Below are 22,812 nucleotides of genomic sequence, written 5' to 3'. Positions count from 1 at the left end.
TGAGCAGTCTACTGTGCCGGGGTGCTCACCTTCTTCTCTTTCGGGTTACGATTCAGGAGTGGCAGTAGCGACACACCCACATAGGCATTGGCACCATAGGGCTTGCCCAGGTTAAAGGCACCACCAATGTTGTCGGAACCGATGTAGAAATTCATGAAACGAACCATCGCGCCCACAGTCAGCACCGAGTAATTGTTTTGCAGGGCAACCGGCATAGCCACTTCAAACTTCCTGAACTCCGCACGTGGCGTAATGGCAAACAACGAATTCTGGCGCATTCCGATCGCATTCTTGCCGCGCACGCCCTGGATCAGGGTAGCATTCGCGTATAGGTTGCGTGTCAGGCGATAGTCCACGTTGATGTGCAGGGCAGTAGGGAGGGCTGCGCGGAAAGAAGTTGTCTTTTCGTTTTCGCTCACGCCCAGTTGCTCGTTCAAGTAGTCCAGCATTTCCTCCGTCGTCTCTGCATCACCGAACTCAGTCAGATTGACTTCCTTGTTTGTGCGCTTCACGTCATAGGCCCACACCAGGTCCGGGTTGTTGTAATTGATGCTACCGACATCCATCAGGGACACGGCCACGCGGTACTTGTATTTGTTCTGCTCCACGTCGGTCAGCACCTGCCCGTTGCGGGTGATCTGGTAATCAGGGTTGTTGGTGCGGTACTCGTAGGTAAAGCCCAGGTCAGCACCCCAGCCATTGCCGGCGCTTTTGCTGCCGAATAACAGGCCCAGCAGGTCGCCGCTTTCGGCTGCGTCAAAATCCGGCATAGCGGCATAGCCATAGCGGGCGTGTACTTTGTCCAGATTCACCACGTAGTCGGCATCACCAGTAACTTCATTTGTTCTCTCCTCAGCCTGCAAATCAGTGTCTTCCAGGTTCAGGTAGGCAGAGGAGCCACCATTCAACCGCTTTACTGTTATACCTGCTTTCACAAAGTGCGGTCCCTGGTCCAGCACGACGCGTGCATAACTGAGGCCAAACTCTGAAAAGGCATTCACATTGAGGTTCATGTTGTTGCCAGTATAGCGCTTGTACAGGTAGCTGTCGTCTTCGCCGTCTGCTACTTTATACAGACGAGCAACTTCCTCTGACAGGTTGTTGGCCTGCGCTGCGGCACGTACACGGGTTGTTACGGCGATGCTGTGCAGGGGGCTCAACTGTACCATCAGGGCAGGACCTCTGAAGTCTGCGCCTGCCATCACGAGCTTCTGCTTGCCATTGAGGTTCTCCTGAATGTACTCGCTCTTGAACTCCTCACCCGTTCGTGCCAGCTTGAACAGCGACATCGGTGCATCGTAGCGCAAGTAGTTATTGGTAGCGCCAAACTCTGCCGAGAACAGGCTCAGGAAGAATTTGTGGCGTGAATCAGCGATGGCTGATGGGTTGGTATAGAGGCTGTTGGTGCCTGCATAGTTGCTGTTGGCTATACCTAATTGTTGTGCCTGTGCTGATTGTGATAAAAAAGGTGATGCCAGCAGGCCAAGGCATAGCCCCATTTTTAAAGCGTAAACTTTTCGATTCATGCAAAGTGAATAAGAGTGAGTAAATAGAATAAGGATAAGTTGTAGATCATAGCCTGGAAAGGCGTGCGTAAGTATGGCATTCAATAAAGGCAGTGTCAGGCTGCACAGAAAATCATCAAAAAAACAATATTTTGCATTCAGAGGCGGCAAAGGTAGTGTTATGGATTGGTTGCGCCAATACCTACATGTGGGTATTTAGTGAAAAAAAAGCCCCTTCGAATGGAAGGGGCTTTGTCGTTGATGGTATGGCAGCTATACCTTACCAGGCAATGCCGTAGTCTTCGCCGTGGTTGCTGGAGCCTCCCCAGAAGCTGCCATGTTTCCAGTCGAAGAAGACGGTATTGATCGGTCCGCTGGTACGGTCGCCAAAGCTCAAGGTATAGCCCATCTTCTTCAGTTCATTGCGGACTGCCTCCGGCGTGTTTTCATTCAGCAAGATGTGGCCGGGCTTGGGTTTGCGGTCATCGATCTTGGTACCGCCCAGCGAAAGCCAGAGCTGGTTAGTATTGAAGTTGGCCGCCTCGGCTGCCTGCTGTACATTCATGCCGAACTCGACCACATTAAGGAAAAACTGCAGCAGGTTCTGGTCCTGCGTGTCGCCTCCCTGTACGGCAAAGGACAGGTATGGCTTGCCGTCCTTTAGCGCCATGGAAGGGGTGAGGGTCACCCTCGGACGCTTGCCCGGCTCCACTACGTTGAAAGGATTGAGCTCTGCATCGAGCACGAAGCTCTGCATGCGCTGGCTCATACCGATGCCGGTGTTACCTGCAATAACAGCCGGTAGCCAGCCACCACTCGGTGTGATCGACACTACCCAGCCTTCTTTGTCAGCTGCTTCGATGGTAGTGGTACCGCGCCACAGTCTGTCCTGGTATTCGGCATCCTCCATAGAAGAACCGCTACGCTGGTCATGGGTAGGGGCAAAGTTGCGGCGCACCGTATCTGGCTCGTAGCCTCTCTTTTTCAGCATTTTCAGGTAAGGATTCTTGCGTCCTTCAAAAGGGTAGGGGTCGCCCGGGCCGATGTTCGCGTCGTTCTTATTATATTGGATCAGACTGGCACGCTGCTTGGCGTATTCCTTACTGAGCAGACCCTTCATTGGCTCTTCCGGCTTGAAGTAAGGATCGCCATAGTAGAAGTCGCGGTCTGCGAAAGACAGGTTCATGGCCTGGTACAAGGTATGGATGTAGCGGGTGCTGTTGTAGCCCATGTCTTTCAGGTCGAAGTTTTCGAGGATGTTGAGCGCCTGCAGCATGGTTGGTCCCTGCGTCCACTGCTGCAGTTTGTATACCTCCACGCCTTTGTAGTTCACCATCATGGGCTCTTCTTCGATCGGCTTCCATCTGGCCAGGTCCTGCATCGTGATCAGACCGCCCTGCTCTTTGGAACCGCGCACAAACTCTTCGGCAATATCTCCTTTGTAGAAGCGGTCGTAAGCTGCCATGATGGCCTCCTTGCGGCTTTTACCTTGTTTTAGGGCTGCTCTCTCGGCTTCTACCAGTTTGGTGAGCGTCTGTAGCAGGTCCTTTTGCACAAAGATCTCTCCGGCATTTGGTGCCTCACGTTCCTCGCCTAAATGCGTCAGGAATACCTTTTTGCTGTAAGGCCATTGCTTGATCAGTTCTTTGTTCTTCTCCATGCTGTTGGCCGTCTGCGCTTCGATCGGGTAGCCTGCTGCCATTTCCATGGCGGGTGCCAGCACCTCTTCCAGGCTCAGGGTGCCGTAATTGGCAAGCATGTGCATCAGTCCTCCTGCTGTCCCGGGTGTGGTAGCGGCCAGCGGACCGTTTTCTGGTGGGAAGTTATAGCCTTTGTCCTTGAAGTACTTGGGTGTAGCACCGGTAGGCGCAACCCCTAAGGCGTTAATGGCAATCACTTTTTTTGTTTTGGGATTGTAGATGAGGGCCTGCGTTTCACCGCCCCAGCTCAGCACGTCCCACATGGTGCAGGTGGCCGCCAGCATGGTACAGGCCGCATCTACAGCATTGCCGCCCTTCTGGAAAGTCATGGCACCGGCAGTGGCCGCAAGTGGTTTGCCGGTGATGGCCATCCAGTTCTTGCCGTGCAGCACCGGCTTCTGGGTCTGCTGCGCCGCTGCCGGGAAGAGGGGCAAGGCCAGCAGGCAAAGTGATATAAGTCGTTTCATTTGTTAAAGTTTAGGGTATCAATTTAGCTAAAAACAGAGTGCTTCACAACTGAGCTGGAATTTGATCGCTTACCGGCTATAATCAATTAACTAATTTAGCTAACAACAGTATACATCAAGCACTGCGATCTAATCCCTTGAAAAAAATCAGCCATAATTTTTTGATTGTAAGGATTATATCAGATATTAGCCAGCAGAAATGAACACAGCAAATAACCATATCACCTATTATAGCTATTACTATTTTACTTTATGTAAATAAGGGTGGCGATGCTATAGGTTGATAAACAGCTATAAATCAGAGGCCTCCCGATCGGAGGCTTTTTTTATGTAATAACATGACGCTATACCTGAACAACTATTTTACTTTTTACTATTACTACTTCTATCGCAGGAAGCAGGCGGGATTTCTATGGTAAAAAGCAAGCTGTTGTTTTGCACTTACAAAGAGTCCCCATTCGGTGGACTCTTTTTTTATTTAAAGCAATTTATTAGCACCTAAAAAAGCAGATGGTGAACATAGCAGACAGATACGGCGATGTGCAGGAGTACTACTTCTCACAAAAACTACGGGAGGTCGCACAACTTAATGCAGCCGGCAAAAACATTATTAATCTGGGTATAGGCAGCCCAGATATGGCCCCGCCGCGGCAGGCGATGGAGGCGCTTTGCGCTGCCGCCAATAATGTCAACGCACATGGCTACCAGGGTTACAAGGGGACACCGGCCCTCCGGCAGGCCTTCAGCGACTGGTACGCTACTTACTATGCCGTTGCCCCGGACCCGGAAACAGAAGTGCTGCCGCTGATGGGCTCGAAGGAAGGCATTACCTATATCTCCAACGCCTACCTGAATGCCGGTGATGAAGTGTTGGTGCCCAACCCAGGGTATCCGGCCTACTGCGCCGCGACCAAAGCGGCCGGTGGGGTTGTGCGATATTATAACCTGCGGGAAGAGACAGGTTGGCTGCCAGACCTGGAGGAATTGCAGCAGCAGGATCTCACCAAAGTAAAGCTTATGTGGGTGAACTACCCGCACATGCCTACCGGAGCGAAGGCGAGCAAAGCAGCGCTGGCTCAACTTGTGGAATTTGCCGAGCTTAATAATATCCTGCTCTGCCACGATAACCCCTACAGCTTAATCCTCAACGACAAACCCGAAAGCATCCTGTCGATCAAGGGTATTACAGCGCATGTGCTGGAACTGAACTCGCTGAGCAAATCGCATAACATGGCTGGCTGGCGGGTGGGTGTACTAGTTGGTCACCGGCAGCATATTGCTAATGTCCTGATCGCGAAAAGCAATGTCGATTCAGGTATGTTCCTGGGTATACAGCAGGCCGCCATCGAGGCTTTGAAACAGCCCCAGGCCTGGTTTGATGAGTTGAACGCACAGTATGCGGAGCGGCGGAAGCTTGTATGGCAAATCATGGACGCCCTGGATTGCAGGTATAGCACTGAGCAAGCAGGTCTCTTTGTATGGGGACGTGCACCGGAAGAAGTGAAAGTGGAGCAGCTGGTGGATCAGCTCCTCTTCGAAGCAGGGGTCTTTATCACGCCCGGTTTCATTTTCGGATCGAATGGGCAGCGCTATATCCGTGTGTCGCTGTGCGCTGACACCGGGCAGCTGCAAAGAGCATTTGAAAGAATCAAAGCATTTAAAAATACTAAAATCAAAACAACATGATCGTAGGCGTAGTAGGTATCGGACTGATTGGAGGCTCCATGGCCATGGACCTCCGGCAACGTGGTTTTGCCAGCAAAATAATCGGCACAGACAACAACCCGGAGCACCTCCGGATCGCAAAAAGTGCAGGCTTTATACAAGAAGAGGGCAGTCTGGCAGATCTGGCCAGTAGCTGTGATCTGATTATTGTGGCTATACCGGTGGATGTCTCCCCGGGCATTGTGCTTACGCTTTTAGACCAGGTAAAAGACGGAGCTGTTGTGCTGGATGTAGGGTCAACAAAAGAGCAGATTTGCCTGGCCGTCGCGAACCATCCGCGCAGAGAGCAGTTTGTCGCCTGCCACCCGATTGCCGGCACCGAAAATACCGGTCCGGGAGCGGCGCACCACAAGCTCTTCGATAACAAAGTGAACATTATTTGCAACGCAAAAGCCTCCGGTAGAGCGGCTGTCCAAAAAGTAGAGGAAGTGTTTGGTGCCCTGAAAATGGAAACGGTGCACATGGAGGCCCGAGAACATGACCGCCATATTGCCTTTGTTTCGCACTTGTCCCACATCACCTCCTTTGCCCTTGGCCTGACGGTGCTCAAGATTGAGAAAGACGAGAAGAGCATTTTCAACATGGCCGGCAGTGGTTTTGCCTCCACCGTGCGACTGGCCAAAAGCTCTCCGGATATGTGGGCGCCCATCTTCAGCCAGAACGCAGGACATGTATCGGCGGCATTGGATGCGTACATCGATCAGCTGCTGCTTTTCAAAGAAACGATTGACGAAGGACTGAGCACCGAAACCTACGACATGATCTCCAATGCCAACCAGATCAGCCGCATATTGGATGGCATCGAGCTTAAGAACCGGCAGAAACCCTTTGCTCCACCGCTCACCGGAAAAGACAAATTGGAGATTGCCCCGATCAACACCTGGCTGCCAGATCTGCAGCGGCCTTTGGTGATCAGCGGTCCCTGTAGCGCGGAGACAGAAGAGCAGGTGATGGAAACCTGCCAGCAACTTGCTGCCACAGGAAAGGTGGATGTGCTGCGAGCTGGCATCTGGAAACCACGCACACGACCCAATAACTTTGAAGGAATCGGCACAGTCGGTCTGGAGTGGCTGCGTAAAGCAAAGGAGGCGACAGGTATGAAAATAGCCGTTGAGGTGGCCAACAGGCAGCATGTGGAGGAAGCGCTGAAGTATGGTGTGGACATTCTCTGGATCGGGGCACGTACGACGGTCAACCCTTTCTCGGTGCAGGAAATTGCGGATGTGCTGCAAGGTATAGACGTGCCGGTGTTGGTCAAGAACCCGATCAATGCTGACCTGGAGCTGTGGATCGGGGCGCTGGAACGTTTGAGTGGAGCCGGTATTACCAAGCTGGGAGCCATTCATCGAGGCTTTGCTAAGTATGGCGAAACAAAGTTTCGTAATGCGCCGCAGTGGCAGCTGCCCATTGAGCTGAAACGTAGAATGCCTGACCTGCCTTTGATCTGTGATCCGAGCCATATCTGCGGCAACCGGGAGTTACTGGCAGAAATTTCGCAGCAGGCGATGGACCTGAACTATACCGGTCTGATGCTGGAAAGTCACATTGACCCAGACAAGGCCTGGAGCGATGCCAAACAGCAGGTGACGCCTGAGCGGCTGGCGGAGATCATTGATGGACTAGTGCTGCGGAACGGCTATGGCGGTAAAGTGGAGGTGGATGACACCTTGCAGGAGCTGCGCAGTCAGGTAGACCAGTTCGACAGTGAGTTGTTCACGCTACTGTCACAACGGATGCAGGTGGTGGAGAATATTGGTAGGTATAAAAAAGAAAACAAGCTGACTATTCTGCAGGCTTCCCGCTGGAACGACGTGTTGGAGAGATCATTTGAGCGGGGAGAGAAGTTGGGCCTGAGCCGGGACTTTATCCAGAAGTATCTCAAAGCCGTGCACCAGGAGTCGATCAATCACCAGAGCGCCATTATGAATGCGCAGTAAGACAAAGGACTGCTACATACTTGCTCTTTTGTCATCCTGTAAGGTTCCTGGTAAAGAGTGCCCTCATCCTCGCTATTAACTTTGGCGTAATTCTGTGATAAAGGAATGTAGAGCAAATCTTATGTAGCTAATTAAATGTAAGAAGTGATTTCAGGTCGCCTCAATCACTTCTTACATTTAAATAAAATACTACTTAATCAGGCCAACTCCCACCGTCGAATTTGTCTGCTCGTCGATGAGGATAAAAGCACCATTGGCTCTGTTTTCAGTGAAGGAATCGTAAAAGATTTCTTTTGCTGTTTTCAGCTGCACATCGGCAATCTCGTTTAGCTTCAGCTCACTTACAGCGCTATCAGCAACCAGCGTCACCACGTCTATCAGGTTGGAGAGTGCGCTGACTTTGGCTCTGGATGTATTCACGCCGTGTTGTAGCAGGTATGAACCGCCCACGCGCAGTGGCTTTTTGTCCATCCAGCAGATGGTGGCTGCGAGCTGCCTGCTTTGCTGTGGCAACTGGCTGATCGGCACGATCATATCGCCCCGGCTGATGTCCACGTCATCCTGCAGCAGTAAGCTGATCGATTCTTTGGCCTGTGCCGCCTCTATCTCACGTCCAAACTTCTCGATTTTGGCAATAGTAGTCTCCTGTCCGCTTGGCAGTACGACCACCCGTTCGCCTTTGCGCAGCAGGCCACTGGCTACCTTGCCAGCGTAGGCTCTGTAGTCATGGAACTCTTCTGACTTCGGTCGCACTACATACTGTACCGGGAAACGGCTTGCTTCCTCTGACAGGTGCTGTTCCAAAGGTATAGCCTCCAGCAAACTAAGTAGTGATATCCCCTCGTACCAAGACATGTGCGCTGACTGACGCACGAGGTTTTCGCCGTAGAGCGATGAGACAGGTATAAAGCTGATCTCCTGTCCCGGAAAGCGTACCTTTTCAGCAAAGGCCATAAAAGCTGCTTTTATTTCCTCAAACTTTGTCTGGTCATAACCTACCAGGTCCATCTTGTTCACGCAAACCACCACGTTCGGAATGCGCAGCAGGCAGGAGATGTAAAAGTGGCGGAAGGTCTGTTCCACCACGCCATTGCGGGCGTCTACCAGGATCATGGAAACATTGGCGTTGGATGCACCTGTCACCATGTTGCGGGTATACTCAAAGTGCCCCGGTGTGTCGGCTATGATAAACTTACGGGTAGGCGTGGAGAAATAAATGTGCGCCACGTCAATTGTGATACCCTGCTCGCGCTCGGCTATCAGGCCGTCTGTCAGTAGCGAAAGATCCACATAGTCGAGGCCTTTCTTTTTGCTGCTTGCCATGATGGCCTCCAGCTTATCGGTGGTGATTGAATTGGTCTCGAACAGGAGTCGCCCGATCAGGGTGCTTTTTCCATCGTCCACACTTCCGGCGGTTGCAATTTTTAGAACGTCCATACCTTAAAAATATCCTGATTGCTTTCTTTTTTCCATCGCCGCCTCGGAGCGCTTGTCGTCTATGCGGGCACCTCTTTCTGATACTGTGGCGCTCAGTATTTCTGCAATAATGTCCTCGATCGCAACGGCAGTAGATTCCACCGCTGCAGTACAGGTCATGTCGCCCACCGTTCTGAATCGGACCATGCGGGTGCTTACCGACTCGTCTTCTGACATGTTCATGAAAGGGGAGTAGGGAAGGATTTGTCCGTCACGCTCAAAGGTTTCGCGCTCGTGGGAGTAGTAAATGGAAGGTATGGCCAGTTGCTCTTCTCTGATGTAGTTCCACACATCCAGCTCTGTCCAGTTGCTGATCGGGAAAACGCGCACATTCTCGCCCAGGTTGATTTTGCCGTTCAGCATATCGAACAGCTCCGGGCGCTGCTTTTTGGCGTCCCATTCGCCGAAGTCGTTTCTGACCGAGAAGATACGCTCCTTGGCACGGGCTTTTTCTTCGTCGCGGCGGGCACCTCCGATGCAGGCGTCAAAGCCAAACTCCTCGATGGCGTCCAGCAATGTGACCGTTTGCAGCACATTGCGGCTGGCGTATTTCCCTGTTTCTTCCACCACTTTCTGCTGATCGATGCTGTCCTGCACATAGCGCACGATCAGCTCCAGGTCCAGTTCTTCCACCAGCTCGTCCCGGAATTGGATGGTTTCTTCAAAGTTGTGCCCCGTGTCGACGTGCAGCAGGGGGAAGGGTATTTTGCCTGGATAGAAAGCTTTATAGGCAAGTCTTACCAGTGTGATCGAGTCTTTTCCGCCGGAGAACAGGAGCACAGGTTTTTCAAACTGTGCGGCGACCTCTCTGATGATATAGATCGCCTCGTCTTCCAGTTCTCTGGGGAATACAGCGTTGTGAGTAGCCATATTAGTTTTATTTATTTGAATAATTTGCATGCAGACCGCATTCCTTCTGGGTCTGTTCCCACCACCATCTACCGGCACGCGGTTCTTCCCCTGGCAGTATGGCCCGGGTGCAGGGTGCGCAGCCTATGCTGACATAGCCCTGGTCATGAAGCTTATTGTAGGGTACCGCGTTATCCTGCAGGTATGCGATCATCTCATCATAAGACCAGTTGATGATCGGGTTGAATTTGATGACCTGGAAAGTCTCGTCCCATTCCAGTAAACTGAAGCTGCTGCGGTTGGCACTCTGGCCGGAGCGCAGTCCGGTTACCCAAACGTCCACTCCCTGCAATGCTCTTGTCAGCGGCAGTACCTTACGGACCTGGCAGCAGGCTTTGCGGTTATCAACTGAGTCGTAAAATCCATTTATACCTTGTCTAGCGACCAGCGACTCCACATCAGAAGCTTGCGGAAAAAAGGGTTCTATTTTGCGTTTATACTTGTATTCGGTGTCTGCCCATAAGGTATAGGTTTCCTGAAACAGGCGGCCTGTGTCGAGCGAGAAGATTCTGATCGGAAGCTGGTCGGAGAAGATGGCATGCGTGATGACCTGATCCTCCTGGCCAAGCGCTGTCGAAAAAGCAACTTTGCCGGGAAATCGGTTGGCTACCCAGGCCAGTGCTTCTGAAAGGGACAGGTCTGCCAGTTCCTCAAGCAGCGACGGGATTTGATTTTTCAAGTTCATGAGCCTCTTTTTTTACTGTGAATCGTTCCCAAATCCGTTCGTGGACATAGTAGAGCAGGATCTTGCTAAAGACCTCAATCGAGCCGATCGAGAAAGCCATTTTAAGCTCACCCGTGATCAGGTAAGAAATAACAATGGTATCAAAAGTGCCCAGGACACGCCATGAAATGGCCTTGGCAACACTTTTGAATTTGCTGTCCTTTTTCTGCGGACGTTGCTTTTTACTAAAAGCTTTTTGGAGATATCGGTCTAGTAGCATAGCGCTGCATTGAGTGCCAAAACTACACAAAACCTACAAACTTAGTAGGGTAGTAAGTCAAAAAAAACTAAAATCAGCTATGTTTAATATTTAAGAGGCTGTTTTTCAGTTGCTTGAGGTGATCAGGTCGGAGAGGGTCTTGTTTTCTACTACGGCCAGAGTCTGGTCTCTTACCTGGCACATGATGATGTGCATGTTGCAAGTCGCTTCATCTGGGCAGTCGGAGCATTTCTCGTAATAGTTGAGGCTCACGCAGGGGAGCCAGGCGATGGGACCATTGAGCAGGCGGATGATTTTGGCCAGTGTGATCTCTTCCGGTTTCCTGATGAGGTAATAGCCGCCGCCTTTGCCCTTTTTGCTACCCAGTATACCTGCTTTTTTCAGCTCGAGCAGGATGTTCTCGAGAAACTTGTGCGAGATGTTCTTACTGGATGCGATTTCCTGGATAAGCACAGCACCCTTGTCCTGGTTTTCGGCCAGGTAGGTGAGGGCATGGAAAGCATACTTGGTCTTTTTGGATAACATAAAAGAGATCGGTATCAGCAGGGCCGGCCTTTTAAAACAGGCTGTGTTATCACAAAATTAAGAAGCTTCCAGCAGAAAACTATCATAGGCACACAAGATTGCAGGTATAGCGGAGCGAAGTTGCGGCCTTGGCCGTTGCTGCGACGTCCTGTAGCTACAGGTTGTAAATAATTGTACCAGCCTGGCACCTAGTTGTTTATACCTGCTGCTGTCTGCTGAACTATACCTGCCAAACAGGCGTAGATGCTCAGAGCCGGAACTGGTGCTGCTGCCGACCCTGAAGCACACGAACTTGTAGCTGCGCTCTGGTTACCAGTGCCAAACTGATCGTAAACGCTTATCCACCAGGTATAAGAATATGTTCAAATTTCTACTCTTGGCTTGTGTGCTTAGCTTTCTCTTTGTTCATGCTGCCACTAGCCAAAGCACACTATACGGCACCGTGAAGGATGAAAATGCTGTTGCCATTCCGGGCGCTTCTGTGCACCTGCTGAACACTACCTTGGGCGCTACATCCGACAGCAGGGGCAGCTACTCGATTACAGGTATACCTGCAGGTACTTACCAGGTGAGGACCAGTGCGCTGGGTTACGCAACGCTAATCAGCTTGGTGACAATAAGTGAGGCAACGCAGCAGCTGGATGTGCAACTCAGGGAGGAGAGCAGGCAGCTGGGGCAGGTGACTGTAACGGCGCAGAAGCGGGAAGAGGACCTGCAGTGGGTGCCGTTCAGTGTCTCAACGCTCAGTGGCAGGCAAGTGCAGGAGTATAGGCTCTGGAATGTGCGTGACATCTCGGCTATCATACCTAACCTCTATGCGGCAGACCCGGGCGATAACCGGCCAGTAATTTCCATCCGGGGCATTACCACCACTTCCTATGATCCGGCTGTAGCTACTTACATCGACGGTGTGAATCAGTTTAGCCTCGACACCTACATGGCCGACCTGCTGGATATTGAGCGCATCGAAGTGCTGCGTGGTCCGCAGGGGACGCTCTATGGAAGAAACGCCATGGGAGGTGTCATGCACTTCATCACCCGGGAGCCTGACAATAAACTCGGAGGATCTGCTGAGGTCAGTGCCGGCAACTTTGGGCAGCAGCGCTACAGCGGCTCCCTGCAGACTCCGGTTGTAAAAGACCAACTTTTGCTAGGTATAGCCAGCTTGCACCGGAGGCAGAACGGCTTCTATACCAACCGCTTCGACAACAGCAATTATGACCGGCAACAGGTATGGATGGGCAACTATTACCTGAAGTACCTGGCAAGTCCCAACCTGAACCTTACACTCAATGTGAAGCACAGCGCCAACCGGAACAGCGGAGCATTTCCCTTGGTAATGGGAGTGGAAGAAGCACTGGAAAAACCATTTGAACTGAATCAGAATGCGGTGAGTGAGATGGTGGATAATACCTTCAATGCCTCCTTGTCACTGCACTATACCTCCCGTCATTTTCAACTATCCTCGCACACCGCCTACCAACGCAACTACAGATACTACGACCAGCCCTTGGATGGTGACTTCTTACCGATAGACGGTATTTCTATTGTAAATGACTTTGGCCGGGACTGGAATAAGGTACAGGTGCGCACACAGGAGCTCCGCTTTACGTCACCGGCTGCCAGCACCTCTCCCTTGCGGTGGACCGCAGGCTTCTATGGCTTCCACAGCGATAGTCCGGTAAAGCAGGGGGTATACTTCGGTGAGGATGCAGCAATGGTTGGTGCTCCTTTCTCTGATTTTAGCAGTGTGAGCATCAACAGGGGTGAAAGCTATGGAGCTGCGCTATACAGCCAGGCAACATACCGGATCAGCCCAAGGTGGGAAGTAACGACAGGGCTGCGCTATGACTACGAGCGCAAATCGCTGCAGGTAAGAGGGGAGCTTTGGATGAGCGAAGCGGAGCCGATAATCACACAGGCAGACACAGCTGCGAAAGCCAGCTTCCGGGCTTTTTCACCTAAACTCAGCCTCTCATTCCTACTGGCAGAGAATCACCAACTGTACGGCACTTACAGCCGTGGCTTCCGGGCAGGAGGCATTACCCAGCTTTCCTCTGACCCTGCGCAGCCGCCGCTTTATGCCTACGACCCCGAAAAGAGTGATAATTTCGAAGCAGGGGTAAAAAGCTTATTTCTGGAGAATCGGCTGAGACTGAACATCGCCGCATATTACGTGCAGGTGAGCGATGCGCAGGTGCCTGTGCTGGTGATGCCCGAGGCGCTTGTTATTACCCGCAACGCCGGCAGACTTAAAAGCAAGGGAATAGAGGCGGAACTGGCCAGTGTACTGCTGCAGGGGCTGGAGGCAGCCTATACCTTTGGGTATACCCATGCTGTTTATACCCACTTGAGCGGAGTTTCGGAAGGAGAGGAGGTAAGGCTGGATGGGAACAGGCAGATCTTTACACCTGATATTACCTCCATGCTGGCACTTCAATACAGCTATCGTCTATACCCTGAGAAGAATGTTAGAATGCTGGCAAGAGGGGAGTGGCATTACCTGGGCACCCAGTATTTTGATCTGGCCAACCAACTGGAGCAGCAGGGCTACCACCTTTTGAATGCCAGGGCAGGCTTTTCATATAAAGGCTATGAACTGATGTTGTGGGGCAGAAATCTGACAAACAAGCGGTATATCGCCTACGCTTACGACTTCGGTGCCGTTCGCCTCGGAAATCCTCGTACCTATGGTATAACCGGGAGCTACCGGTTCTAGACTATACCTATACCTATACCTATACCTATACCTATACCTATACCTGCCGCTGATGCAGGATTTTTATCTGGACACCAGATTCTCATCCAGAGGCTTGTTCTTTTTCATGACCTTGATGTAGCGGACCAGCGCCTCCAGGTCTTCATCCGGAATTTCATGCTCTTTGAAGGAGGGCATTCTTCCCAGGCCGAGCAGGAAAGCTTTGCTTCTTACCCTGAACTTGATCAGGCCTCCTGGAAGGGGCACATTGTTGATCGGCGGTCCCACACCAGCCTCTCCTCCCGGATGGCATTTCTGGCAATGTTGCATAAAGACCAGTTGTCCGCGTTCCAGCTGCTCGGTCTGCAGTGGCAGGGGGCCGCTGACTGGTTCGCCTCTTTTTGCTGTTCCGCATGCTGCTGTTATGATCAGGAGGATAATAAACAGGCAGTAGCTGAGCCAACCTGTAATTGTTTGTATGCTTCTGATGTGCTTCATTTCAATTGCCTCCTTCACTCGTTATTTTCCAAAGTACACCTGTCGCCTGTCTGGGAGCAGGACCCTTTTCTGTCATCGGCATGATGCCAAAATCCACCACGTACAAAGCCTGTCCGCTCGGATCGAATTCCGTGTCAATGGGCCGCTCTATACCGCCGCCACCGATCTGTGAGGCAGGCCCGTTCGTTTTGCCTTTGTTTACGGCAAAATCCGTGATCACCCCGGTTTTTACATCTACCCGCACCACTTTATAGCCAACCGGACCATAAATGCGGCCCACTTCCGGAGCCATGTCACCGAACTGTGCTATAAAGGCCTGCCCTTCGTACCCAAAAGCTGGGCTGGAAGAGAATGAGAAACCGTTTGAAGAAGAGTGAACCCCCAAGGTAGCGACAGGACGGGGAGGTTTGGCAGGATGTTTTGCCAATATGAATTTTGGATCCTCCTTGTTTGTCTGGTAGTCATCTGTATTGAGGGCATCGCCACCAGAGTAGTCCGGCCAGCCATACCAGGTACCACTGTTAACTGCCCAAAGCCAGTCGCCGTTGCCGTAGCCCGGCCGACTGCCGCGGGTATCATAGGCATTGTCTGTCACAAACAACCTGCCCTCCGGCGAGAAAGCCAGGCCGAATGGGTTACGGAAGCCCCAGGCAACCAACTCCATTTCACCCCCGGTAGCAGGTATACGAAAAACAGCACCTGAGCAAGGTATACGCCCTTTGATAATCTGTCCTGCCTGAGAGGCCTGACCGAAGGGGAGGAAAGCCCCCGTCGTAGCCTTGTCTTTGCTGTCGGGTGTGAGCGGGTTGTCCGATTCAAAATTTTGACCGGCCAGTACAATGTCTTCGCAGGGGATATCGTGAAATTCCGGTTTTCGGGAGAGCCAACCATAGTCATAATTGTCGGGTCCCACTACACCAGAATTAGTGGCCGTTCCCTGGCCAAAGTATATATACCCATCATTCCCAACAGCCGGTCCGTTGGTATGGTGGTCACCAAAGCTGGGCAGGTTCTCAACCAGTCTGGTCATTTCTCCATCCGGTGTAATTCTAAGAATTCTGCCACCTTCTATGGTGCCACCCTCTGCAACAAAAAATGCCCCGTCATGGTAGGCAACACCGAGCCAGGGTCCGTTTTTTTCGCCGGCTGCCACCTGGGTTGTTTGTCCATTCGGTTCAATCTTTAGCAGTCGTGGGGTGGTCCATATTTCACCGTAAGAATAGCCTGCTTCTACGACATACACATTGCCTGCATCATCAAAAGTTACACCAGTGGGGTAGGTCAAACCAGTAGCTACAGCTTCCATTTTATACCCTTTTGGCAGAGCCACATCGGTTGGCTGCACAGGTCGTTGTGTGGCCTCAAAACTCTGCTCGCCTCCATAGTGCCCCCTGAGCTTGTAGCAACTCTGGAAAAGCAGCAGGGCCAGCATACAAAAAATGAAAAATGATGAGTGACTGTAAAGTTTTTTCATAGGTAAGAAGCGTCAGGTTAAATGTAACATTCACAATAAGTTACAATTGTAATGTTACGTAATTCACCTTACCAGAGTAGCGTATTACCTCGAAATAATCTGATCGCTGCAGATAATGCAGTGTGCTGCAAAGTATAGGGTCGGATTTTGCTTTTAAAGAAAGACTCTCTGCTCTCAGAATAAAGGCAGACGGGTTAAAGCAATGAACATATTAAAAAGCCTCTACAGCTTAATTTGAAGCGGCTTTTAGAGATTGTGTTAGGAGCTACTTAATAATTCAGCCTAGGTCAATCCTCTTAATTTCTTGTAAAAGCTGTCGCTATAGGTTTCACTTATCGGGATGATCTGATCTGCAATGCTGATCCGGTTCTTTTCGATGTGGACGATCTTATCAATGGCAACCATATAAGAACGGTGTACACGGGCAAAGTCCTGATCTGGCAGCAGTTCTTCCATTCTGGCAAAACTCAGCAGGGTCATGATCTTTTCTTTGGCTGTGTGTATCCTCAGATAGTCTTTCATACCCTCTATGAATAGAATGTCGCGGGTTGCAATTTTTTGAATACGATGCCCGACTTTCAGAAAAATGTACTCCTGCTCATGTTTCGGCTCAGCTGTAATTTCCTTTTTATCCGGCACCTGCCGGTTACCCTGTTCCTGATACAAGCGAAATACCCCTTTGTAGAATCGCTCAAAGGAAAATGGTTTGACCAGGTAATCCTTCACTTCCAGTTCAAAGGCTTTCAGAGCATACTGATCGTAGGCAGTCGTTAGGATGATCATGGGTTTTGGGTTCAGCATAGGTATAAAACTGAGTCCATCCAGGTCAGGCATGTTGATGTCCAGGAACAGCAGGTCGGGCTTATCTTCATCTATCTGAGCGGCTGCTTCCAAGGGACTCATGAAGGTGCCTTTCAGCTCCAGGAAAGGGACTTTCGCTATATACTCTTCCAGTATTTCCTGGGCCAGGTGCTCGTCATCAATTATATAGCAGGTGAGCTTCTCTTTCATGAACCTGTGAATCTAGATTGTGAATTTTCAATGTAACTGTAAACTTTTCGCCCGTACTAATGATCTCCAGATGATGTTGGTCCGGATACAGTAAAGACAGTCTTTTCCGAACATTTGGTAGTCCGATGCCACCCGGTTCTTCCAGCTTATTTCCCTCGTTCCTTCCTTTCGGGTTCTGAATATGGAAGGTAAGGGTATTTTCTTTTATCTCCACCCGCACTTTTATATCACCTGGTTCCAGTCGGGCCGGGCTGTGTTTGTAGGCGTTTTCCATGAGGTGAATGAACAGCAGCGGGGCAATGTGACATGAATCGGTATCTCCTTCTATCTGCAGGTCCACAACCGGGCTCTTTTTATACCGGAGCTGCTGCAGACTCACATAATCTTGTAGGTAGTTCATTTCCCTTGAAAGCGGCACTGTCGGGGCATTGGATTCATAGATCATGTAGCGCATGAGAGAAGACAGGCGCATCACTGCTTCCGGTGCTGCCGGAGCCTGTTTATATACCAGCGTATGAATGTTATTGAGCGTATTGAACAGAAAGTGCGGATTGATCTGTGACTTCAGATAGTATAGCTCTGCCTCCACGGCCTGTTTCTCCAGCTGTTCTTTCCTGATCGTATTAAGCACAAGATTTTCTGTGACCCTGGCCAACCAACTGAGGAAGGTAAAGATGGGTACAATGGAGACCAGTGTCATGGCATATAACTGAAGGAAAATTGGCCAGGCATCCAATGTTTTAGGATGCAACATTAAAAAAGGTAAAGGGCCGGTTAGCATGATTCCTGCTAGCCGGAAGAAATAAGCCTCCCTTTTTCTTTTACCTAAATAGCGGGTGAGGAGAAAGAAATGACTGTAGAAAACATACAAACATGTCAGGATGAAGCCCACGGTCAAGGTAAGCCAGTGGATATCATCCTGGCTCAGTTGCAAGGCTACCAGCAAACTAAACAGGACCCAGAGAACAATGTGGATCAGCGTGAATACCTTTTTAATTCTATTCATAAAACAAAGATATTTTTTCCTGCCATTTCCTTATCACCCATTCGACCGTTGCCTTGTCTCGATCTACGAAATGGAGAGCTGAGGCTGCAAGTACTTTGGCGGAAGCAAAGCAGTCTTTGGTCGATCCATTAGTAGCATCAGCATATTGCTTTTTGCTTTTCAGTGCTACACTATTTCCTTTATTCTGAAAATGAGCGGGATAGATTTCATTCTGTCCCCTTGAGGGTATAGGCTTCTCTGTCATTTCGCTTCTTTCCTGTTAATAATGAAAGCGTGAAAGTATGGGCCAGCTTGATATTTAACGCTCTTATTTTCATCAACAACAAGATTCATATTAATGAACATAACTATGGGAAATCAAATCAGCCTGTCCATCCAAAATGTCTCTAAAACCTACGCCAATGGCGTCCAGGCATTGAACAATATTAACCTGAACATTCCTTCAGGCATGTACGGCTTGCTTGGTCCAAACGGTGCGGGAAAATCTACGCTGATGCGTATACTGGCTACACTGCAGGAACCTGACGAAGGCACCATCACCTTGGGTGAACTAGACGTGCTGCGCCAGAAGGAGGAGGTGCGTCAGACGCTCGGTTACCTGCCGCAGGAGTTCGGTGTTTATCCGAAGACGAGTGCAGAGGACCTGCTGGATTACTTTGCAGTTCTGAAAGGCATCACGAACCGTACAACCCGCAAAGAAGTGGTGGAGCGTTTACTCCGGCAGACGAACCTTTGGGACATGCGCCGGCAGAAACTAGGCGGCTATTCGGGGGGGATGCGGCAGCGCTTTGGTGTGGCAGTAGCATTGCTGGGCAATCCGAAGTTACTCATCGTGGATGAGCCTACCGCTGGTCTGGACCCGGCTGAACGGGTACGTTTTCTTAACCTGTTGAGTGAGTTGGGTGAAAATAGTGTGGTCATCCTGTCCACCCACATCGTGGAAGACGTGTCGGAGCTGTGCACGCACATGGCCATCATCAACAAAGGTCACATACTACTGGAAGCGGCGCCACAGCAGGCTGTTGCCGCACTGGAAGGCAGAATCTGGCGCAAGCTGATCAGTAAAAGCGAATTACCGATCCTGGAGCAGGACTGTAAAATCGTTTCAGTAAAGCTTCTCGGGGGGCACAAACTGGTCCACCTATACAGCGAGGAAAGTCCGGGCAATGGCTTTGAACTGATAGCGCCGGATCTGGAAGATGTTTATTTCAGCACCATGGCCGGATTTCACAAGAGCAATCAGCAAGTAGAGGAGGTAAGCATATGAAATTCCGGAAGATATTTCACCTGGAGTTCGCCTACCAGCTACGCAATGTCTCTACCTGGCTTTACTTTTTGGTGGTGGCGGGGCTCGCATTTTTATGGTTCATAGGCAATTACCTCCCTGATGCACGGGATGGTTATTTCTTACTCAATGCACCCATTGTTATAGCGGCTGTGGCTGTTTTGTGCTTCCAATTATGGTTGTTGGTAGGTGCATCTGTAGCGGGCGACGCAGCGGCCCGGGATGTGCATACGCGTATGTACTCACTTACCTACACGGCACCGGCCAGCAAGGCCGAATATTTGGGAGGACGATTCCTTGCCGCTTTCTTACTCAATGGCATAATCCTTCTCTCCATACTGCTTGGTACTCTTTTCGCCCTGTACTTTTCTGGCGTAGAGGCTGAGGTGCTGGGTCCGTTCCGTCCGGCAGCCTACCTGACGACCTTCTTCTATATCATATTACCCAATACTTTTATTGTAACGGCCATCCAGTTCTCGCTCGCTGCCCTCACACGGCAGGCTATGGTGAGCTACCTGGGTGGGGCGCTCCTTTTCGTGGCTGCGTTCATTTTGGGACAGGTTTTGCAAGACGAGGGCGAATGGGGGAATTTAATTGACCCCATCAGTTTCACCCCAATCATGAGCCAGCTGTCGAATGAATGGAGTCCATTGGAAAAAAATAACCGTCTGCTTGTGCTGGAAGGCTCACTGCTTCTGAATCGCCTTATATGGCTGGGGATTGCGCTGGTCATGTTGACTTATACCTATTTTCGTTTTCAATTCACATATCCTATCTCAGGCGATAAAAAACAGCAAAAGCCTCAGCAAGCTGCCCTGGAGTGGCTGAAATGGAGAACATCAGAATCCCTTCCGCAAGTAAGGGGAGCGTTTGGTTTCTCCACACACCTTCGCCAGTTGCGACTCATCTCCATGAAATCCTTTTTGCAGTTGGCCAAAGGTATAACAGGAATCCCTCTTCTGGCAGCACTGGCCATCCTGATGGGATTTGCCTTGCCTGGAAACCTTAAAGCTAAAGGGGTGCCATTGCTGCCCAGAACAGACTTTGTGCTGGATACGCTCATAGCACCCGTAGCGAGTCTGGATTTCTTCTGGATCATCATCGCCCTGCTTATTATTTACTATGCCGGGGAACTGGTATGGCGGGAAAGGGAAAGTGGCCTGAGCGAGATTGCGAACGCGGCACCGGTGCCGGAATGGGTTCTTTTCCTGAGCAGATTCCTGGCGCTTAGTCTCGTACTTGTGGTATGGCTGGTGTTCCTGATGCTGACTGGCATGGTGGCACAGACAATGATGGGTGCTTTTACCATTGAGATCGGATTATACCTGCAAGTTCTATTTGGGCTACAGTTGATGGATTGCCTCCTTTTTGCCATCCTTGCCCTCTTTGTACATGTGCTGGTCAATCATAAATTCCTGGGACATTTGGTAGCGCTTCTGGTCTTCGGGGGCATCATTTTCGCGACAAACCTGGGCGTTGAGCACAAACTCCTCATTTTTGGAGCCAGTCCAGGTTGGTCCTATACAGATATGATTGGTTTCGGTGCTTCCCTCGCACCCTGGCTGTGGTTCAAATTATACTGGCTTGCATGGGCACTGCTACTGGCAGTGGTAGCGAGACTGCTCTGGGTACGGGGTCGGGAGGGGAGTCTGATTTCACGAATCCATCTGGCCAAGAGCCACTTCACTCGTTCCACTGTGTTGGTTGCTGCCGCTTCAGTTGGGAGCATTCTGCTATTAGGTAGTTTCATTTTTTACAATACCAATGTGCTGAATGACTATATGTCCACGTCTGACACAATGGAGCAGCGGGCTGAATATGAAAAGCGCTACCGACAATACAACGACCGGCCACAACCCCGGTTAACAAGAACTACCCTACACGTTGAGATTTATCCAGAGCAGCGGGAGGCAGAAATACGCGGCACCTATCAATTAGTGAATTATAGTACAGTAGCCATCGACTCTATCCATCTGTCCACTGCTGCCGGAGTCCGAACAAGCAAGATTGCCTTTGACCGGCCAGCTTCACAGGTACTTGCTGACAATGAGCTAGGTCACCAGATTTATGTGCTTTCAGAATTACTTCAGCCCGGTGACTCACTCCAACTCAGTTTTAAAGTAAAAGCTAAAGCTCGCGGCTTTTCAAACAGCGGAGCAGATGCTTCTGTGATGGCCAACGGCAGCAACTTCCGGAATTATGAATTGATGCCAGCTATTGGGTACCAGGATTATCGTGAGCTGGATGATGTTGGATCCAGAAACAAGTATGGCCTTTCTCCTCGGCCCGCTACTCCTTCTCTCTATGATGAGGCCGCGCACAAAGACTCACCCTTTAGCGAGCGTATCTCATTTGAAGCAGTGGTAGGAACAGCTGGTGATCAGACCGTGGTGGCGCCGGGAACGTTGCGCCGTAGCTGGATCACTGGCGGCCGCCGATACTTTCACTATGTTACGGATTCTCCCATTCGAAATGAATATAATTTCTTTTCGGCCAACTATGCGGTGCATGAGGGGAAGTGGCGTGATGTAGCCATTCAAATTTACTATGACCCGGGCCAAACCGAGAATCTGGAGCGCATGGTGCGGAGTATACAGGCATCACTTGATTATTACACCCAACAGTTTGGTCCCTACCCACACCGGCAGATTCGATTCGTCACATATTCCGGATACAGCTTCGGAAACCACGCCGCCCCCATCAATATCACAGCCGGGGAGGGGTTCTTTCTCCTGAATCCGAAGGATGACCCGCGGGGCTTTGATCTGGTGACGGCAGTAGTGGCACACGAAGTGGCGCACCAGTGGTGGGGCAACCAGTTAGACCCGGCCCATGTAGAGGGGGCGGGGCTGCTTTCAGAAAGCCTCGCCTGGTATGCTGCCATGGGTGTGCTGGAAGATAAATATGGACCAGAACAGCTTCAACGACTCCAGAGCTTCTTGCGGGAGGAATATAAAAACCCGCGTACACGTGCTGCTGTACCGTTGCTTCAGGCCAATGACTGGTACCAAAACTACCGTAAAGGCCCCTTCGCGCTTTATGCACTGAGCCAGTACATCGGCAAGGAAAGAATGAATAATGCACTCCGGCGTCTTATCGATAAAAAAGGATCAGGAAAATCACCGCAGCCGACTTCTCTTGATCTTTATCGGGAGTTAAAGTCTGTCACCCCTGACTCGCTTCAGTATCTGCTACAAGATCTATTCGAAAAGAATACATTCTGGGAATTGGGTACGAAGCAAGTTGTGGCGAAGCAAATCCAACCAAACAACTGGCAGGTGATGCTTGAAATTCAGGCTCGGAAGTTTATGGTTGACAGTATAGGTGTAGAGACTAAGGTGCCGATGAATGATTGGGTAGAAGTTGTCGTATTTGCTCCTGCCAAAGCAAATCAGAGTCAAGGCGAAGTGCTTTACCAGAAGAAACATTTCATTAATTCAGATAAGCAGACGATTTCGGTGATGGTACAACGTAAACCTGCCCGTGCTGGCATAGATCCTGACAACCTGCTTATTGACTGGGAGTTAAAGGACAACATCGTAGAGGTGCAGTTGGAAAAGAGCGCCCATTGAGCATCGTAAATTGACAGCCCTACTTTCAAATGTGACGTATTTATAAGCTGCTTAAAGCTGGGTAGTCATTTAGATAAGTT

Annotated in this window: 17 protein-coding genes; 5 read left to right on the top strand and 12 right to left on the bottom strand. The window is 50.6% G+C overall.

Annotation, left to right across the window (positions count from 1 at the left end; all coding sequences use genetic code 11):
* Nucleotides 1-8: 8 nt before the first annotated feature.
* The gene (locus tag Q1A54_RS07670) at nt 9-1,499 is read right to left on the bottom strand and encodes a DUF5723 family protein (RefSeq protein ID WP_299986426.1); all 1,491 of its coding nucleotides are present in this window, start codon (nt 1,497-1,499) and stop codon (nt 9-11) included.
* 286 nt (nt 1,500-1,785) lie between these two features.
* Nucleotides 1,786-3,672, bottom strand: a complete 1,887-nt coding sequence (locus tag Q1A54_RS07665; RefSeq protein ID WP_299986424.1) for a gamma-glutamyltransferase — start codon at nt 3,670-3,672, stop codon at nt 1,786-1,788.
* A 510-nt stretch (nt 3,673-4,182) separates the two neighbouring features.
* Here Q1A54_RS07665 and Q1A54_RS07660 point away from each other — a divergent pair.
* Entirely contained in the window at nt 4,183-5,358 is a 1,176-nt protein-coding gene (locus tag Q1A54_RS07660) for an aminotransferase class I/II-fold pyridoxal phosphate-dependent enzyme (protein WP_299986422.1), read from the top strand.
* Entirely contained in the window at nt 5,355-7,334 is a 1,980-nt protein-coding gene (locus Q1A54_RS20365) for a prephenate dehydrogenase (RefSeq protein WP_366915791.1), read from the top strand. Before Q1A54_RS07660 ends, Q1A54_RS20365 begins: the two co-directional genes overlap by 4 nt.
* Nucleotides 7,335-7,523: 189 nt before the next feature.
* Here Q1A54_RS20365 and Q1A54_RS07645 read toward each other — a convergent pair whose 3' ends face one another.
* The 5 genes from Q1A54_RS07645 to Q1A54_RS07625 form a co-directional block, all read right to left on the bottom strand.
* Entirely contained in the window at nt 7,524-8,771 is a 1,248-nt protein-coding gene (locus Q1A54_RS07645; protein ID WP_299986420.1) for a GTP-binding protein, read from the bottom strand.
* 3 nt (nt 8,772-8,774) lie between these two features.
* A complete protein-coding gene (gene cysD, locus Q1A54_RS07640; protein ID WP_299986418.1) occupies nt 8,775-9,680 on the bottom strand; it encodes a sulfate adenylyltransferase subunit CysD in 906 nt (301 codons plus the stop codon).
* Nucleotides 9,681-9,687: 7 nt separating this feature from the next.
* A complete protein-coding gene (locus Q1A54_RS07635; RefSeq protein ID WP_299986416.1) occupies nt 9,688-10,404 on the bottom strand; it encodes a phosphoadenylyl-sulfate reductase in 717 nt (238 codons plus the stop codon).
* Nucleotides 10,370-10,663, bottom strand: a complete 294-nt coding sequence (locus Q1A54_RS07630) for a DUF2061 domain-containing protein (RefSeq protein WP_299986414.1) — start codon at nt 10,661-10,663, stop codon at nt 10,370-10,372. Before Q1A54_RS07630 ends, Q1A54_RS07635 begins: the two co-directional genes overlap by 35 nt.
* 105 nt (nt 10,664-10,768) lie before the next feature.
* Nucleotides 10,769-11,188, bottom strand: a complete 420-nt coding sequence (locus Q1A54_RS07625; protein ID WP_299986412.1) for an Rrf2 family transcriptional regulator — start codon at nt 11,186-11,188, stop codon at nt 10,769-10,771.
* A 358-nt stretch (nt 11,189-11,546) separates the two neighbouring features.
* On the opposite strand from Q1A54_RS07625, the gene Q1A54_RS07620 reads away from it, so the two are divergent.
* Entirely contained in the window at nt 11,547-13,907 is a 2,361-nt protein-coding gene (locus tag Q1A54_RS07620; protein WP_299986410.1) for a TonB-dependent receptor, read from the top strand.
* A gap of 63 nt (nt 13,908-13,970) precedes the next feature.
* Here Q1A54_RS07620 and Q1A54_RS07615 read toward each other — a convergent pair whose 3' ends face one another.
* The 5 genes from Q1A54_RS07615 to Q1A54_RS07595 all read right to left on the bottom strand — a co-directional run bounded on the left by Q1A54_RS07615 (nt 13,971) and on the right by Q1A54_RS07595 (nt 18,119).
* Nucleotides 13,971-14,384 carry a cytochrome c gene (locus Q1A54_RS07615; RefSeq protein WP_299986408.1) on the bottom strand — a complete coding sequence of 138 codons (414 nt, stop codon included), beginning with the start codon at nt 14,382-14,384 and terminating at the stop codon, nt 13,971-13,973.
* Between the two features lies 1 nt (nt 14,385).
* Complete coding sequence (locus Q1A54_RS07610) at nt 14,386-15,858, bottom strand: PQQ-dependent sugar dehydrogenase (RefSeq protein WP_299986406.1); 1,473 nt, start codon at nt 15,856-15,858, stop codon at nt 14,386-14,388.
* Between the two features lie 282 nt (nt 15,859-16,140).
* Entirely contained in the window at nt 16,141-16,869 is a 729-nt protein-coding gene (locus Q1A54_RS07605) for a LytTR family DNA-binding domain-containing protein (RefSeq protein ID WP_299986404.1), read from the bottom strand.
* A complete protein-coding gene (locus Q1A54_RS07600; protein ID WP_299986402.1) occupies nt 16,838-17,875 on the bottom strand; it encodes a histidine kinase in 1,038 nt (345 codons plus the stop codon). The genes Q1A54_RS07605 and Q1A54_RS07600 overlap by 32 nt, the downstream gene beginning before the upstream one ends.
* Nucleotides 17,868-18,119, bottom strand: a complete 252-nt coding sequence (locus Q1A54_RS07595; protein WP_299986400.1) for a hypothetical protein — start codon at nt 18,117-18,119, stop codon at nt 17,868-17,870. Before Q1A54_RS07595 ends, Q1A54_RS07600 begins: the two co-directional genes overlap by 8 nt.
* Before the next feature lie 105 nt (nt 18,120-18,224).
* Between Q1A54_RS07595 and Q1A54_RS07590 the strand changes: the two genes are divergently transcribed.
* Complete coding sequence (locus tag Q1A54_RS07590; RefSeq protein ID WP_299986398.1) at nt 18,225-19,142, top strand: ABC transporter ATP-binding protein; 918 nt, start codon at nt 18,225-18,227, stop codon at nt 19,140-19,142.
* Nucleotides 19,139-22,732, top strand: a complete 3,594-nt coding sequence (locus Q1A54_RS07585) for a M1 family aminopeptidase (protein WP_299986396.1) — start codon at nt 19,139-19,141, stop codon at nt 22,730-22,732. Before Q1A54_RS07590 ends, Q1A54_RS07585 begins: the two co-directional genes overlap by 4 nt.
* Nucleotides 22,733-22,812 lie beyond the last annotated feature (80 nt).

This window comes from uncultured Pontibacter sp. (assembly GCF_947502515.1).
Taxonomy (GTDB): Bacteria; Bacteroidota; Bacteroidia; order Cytophagales; family Hymenobacteraceae; genus Pontibacter.
The sequence above is the reverse complement of the archived record's forward strand: the minus strand, read 5'-3'. Positions and strand labels throughout refer to the sequence as shown.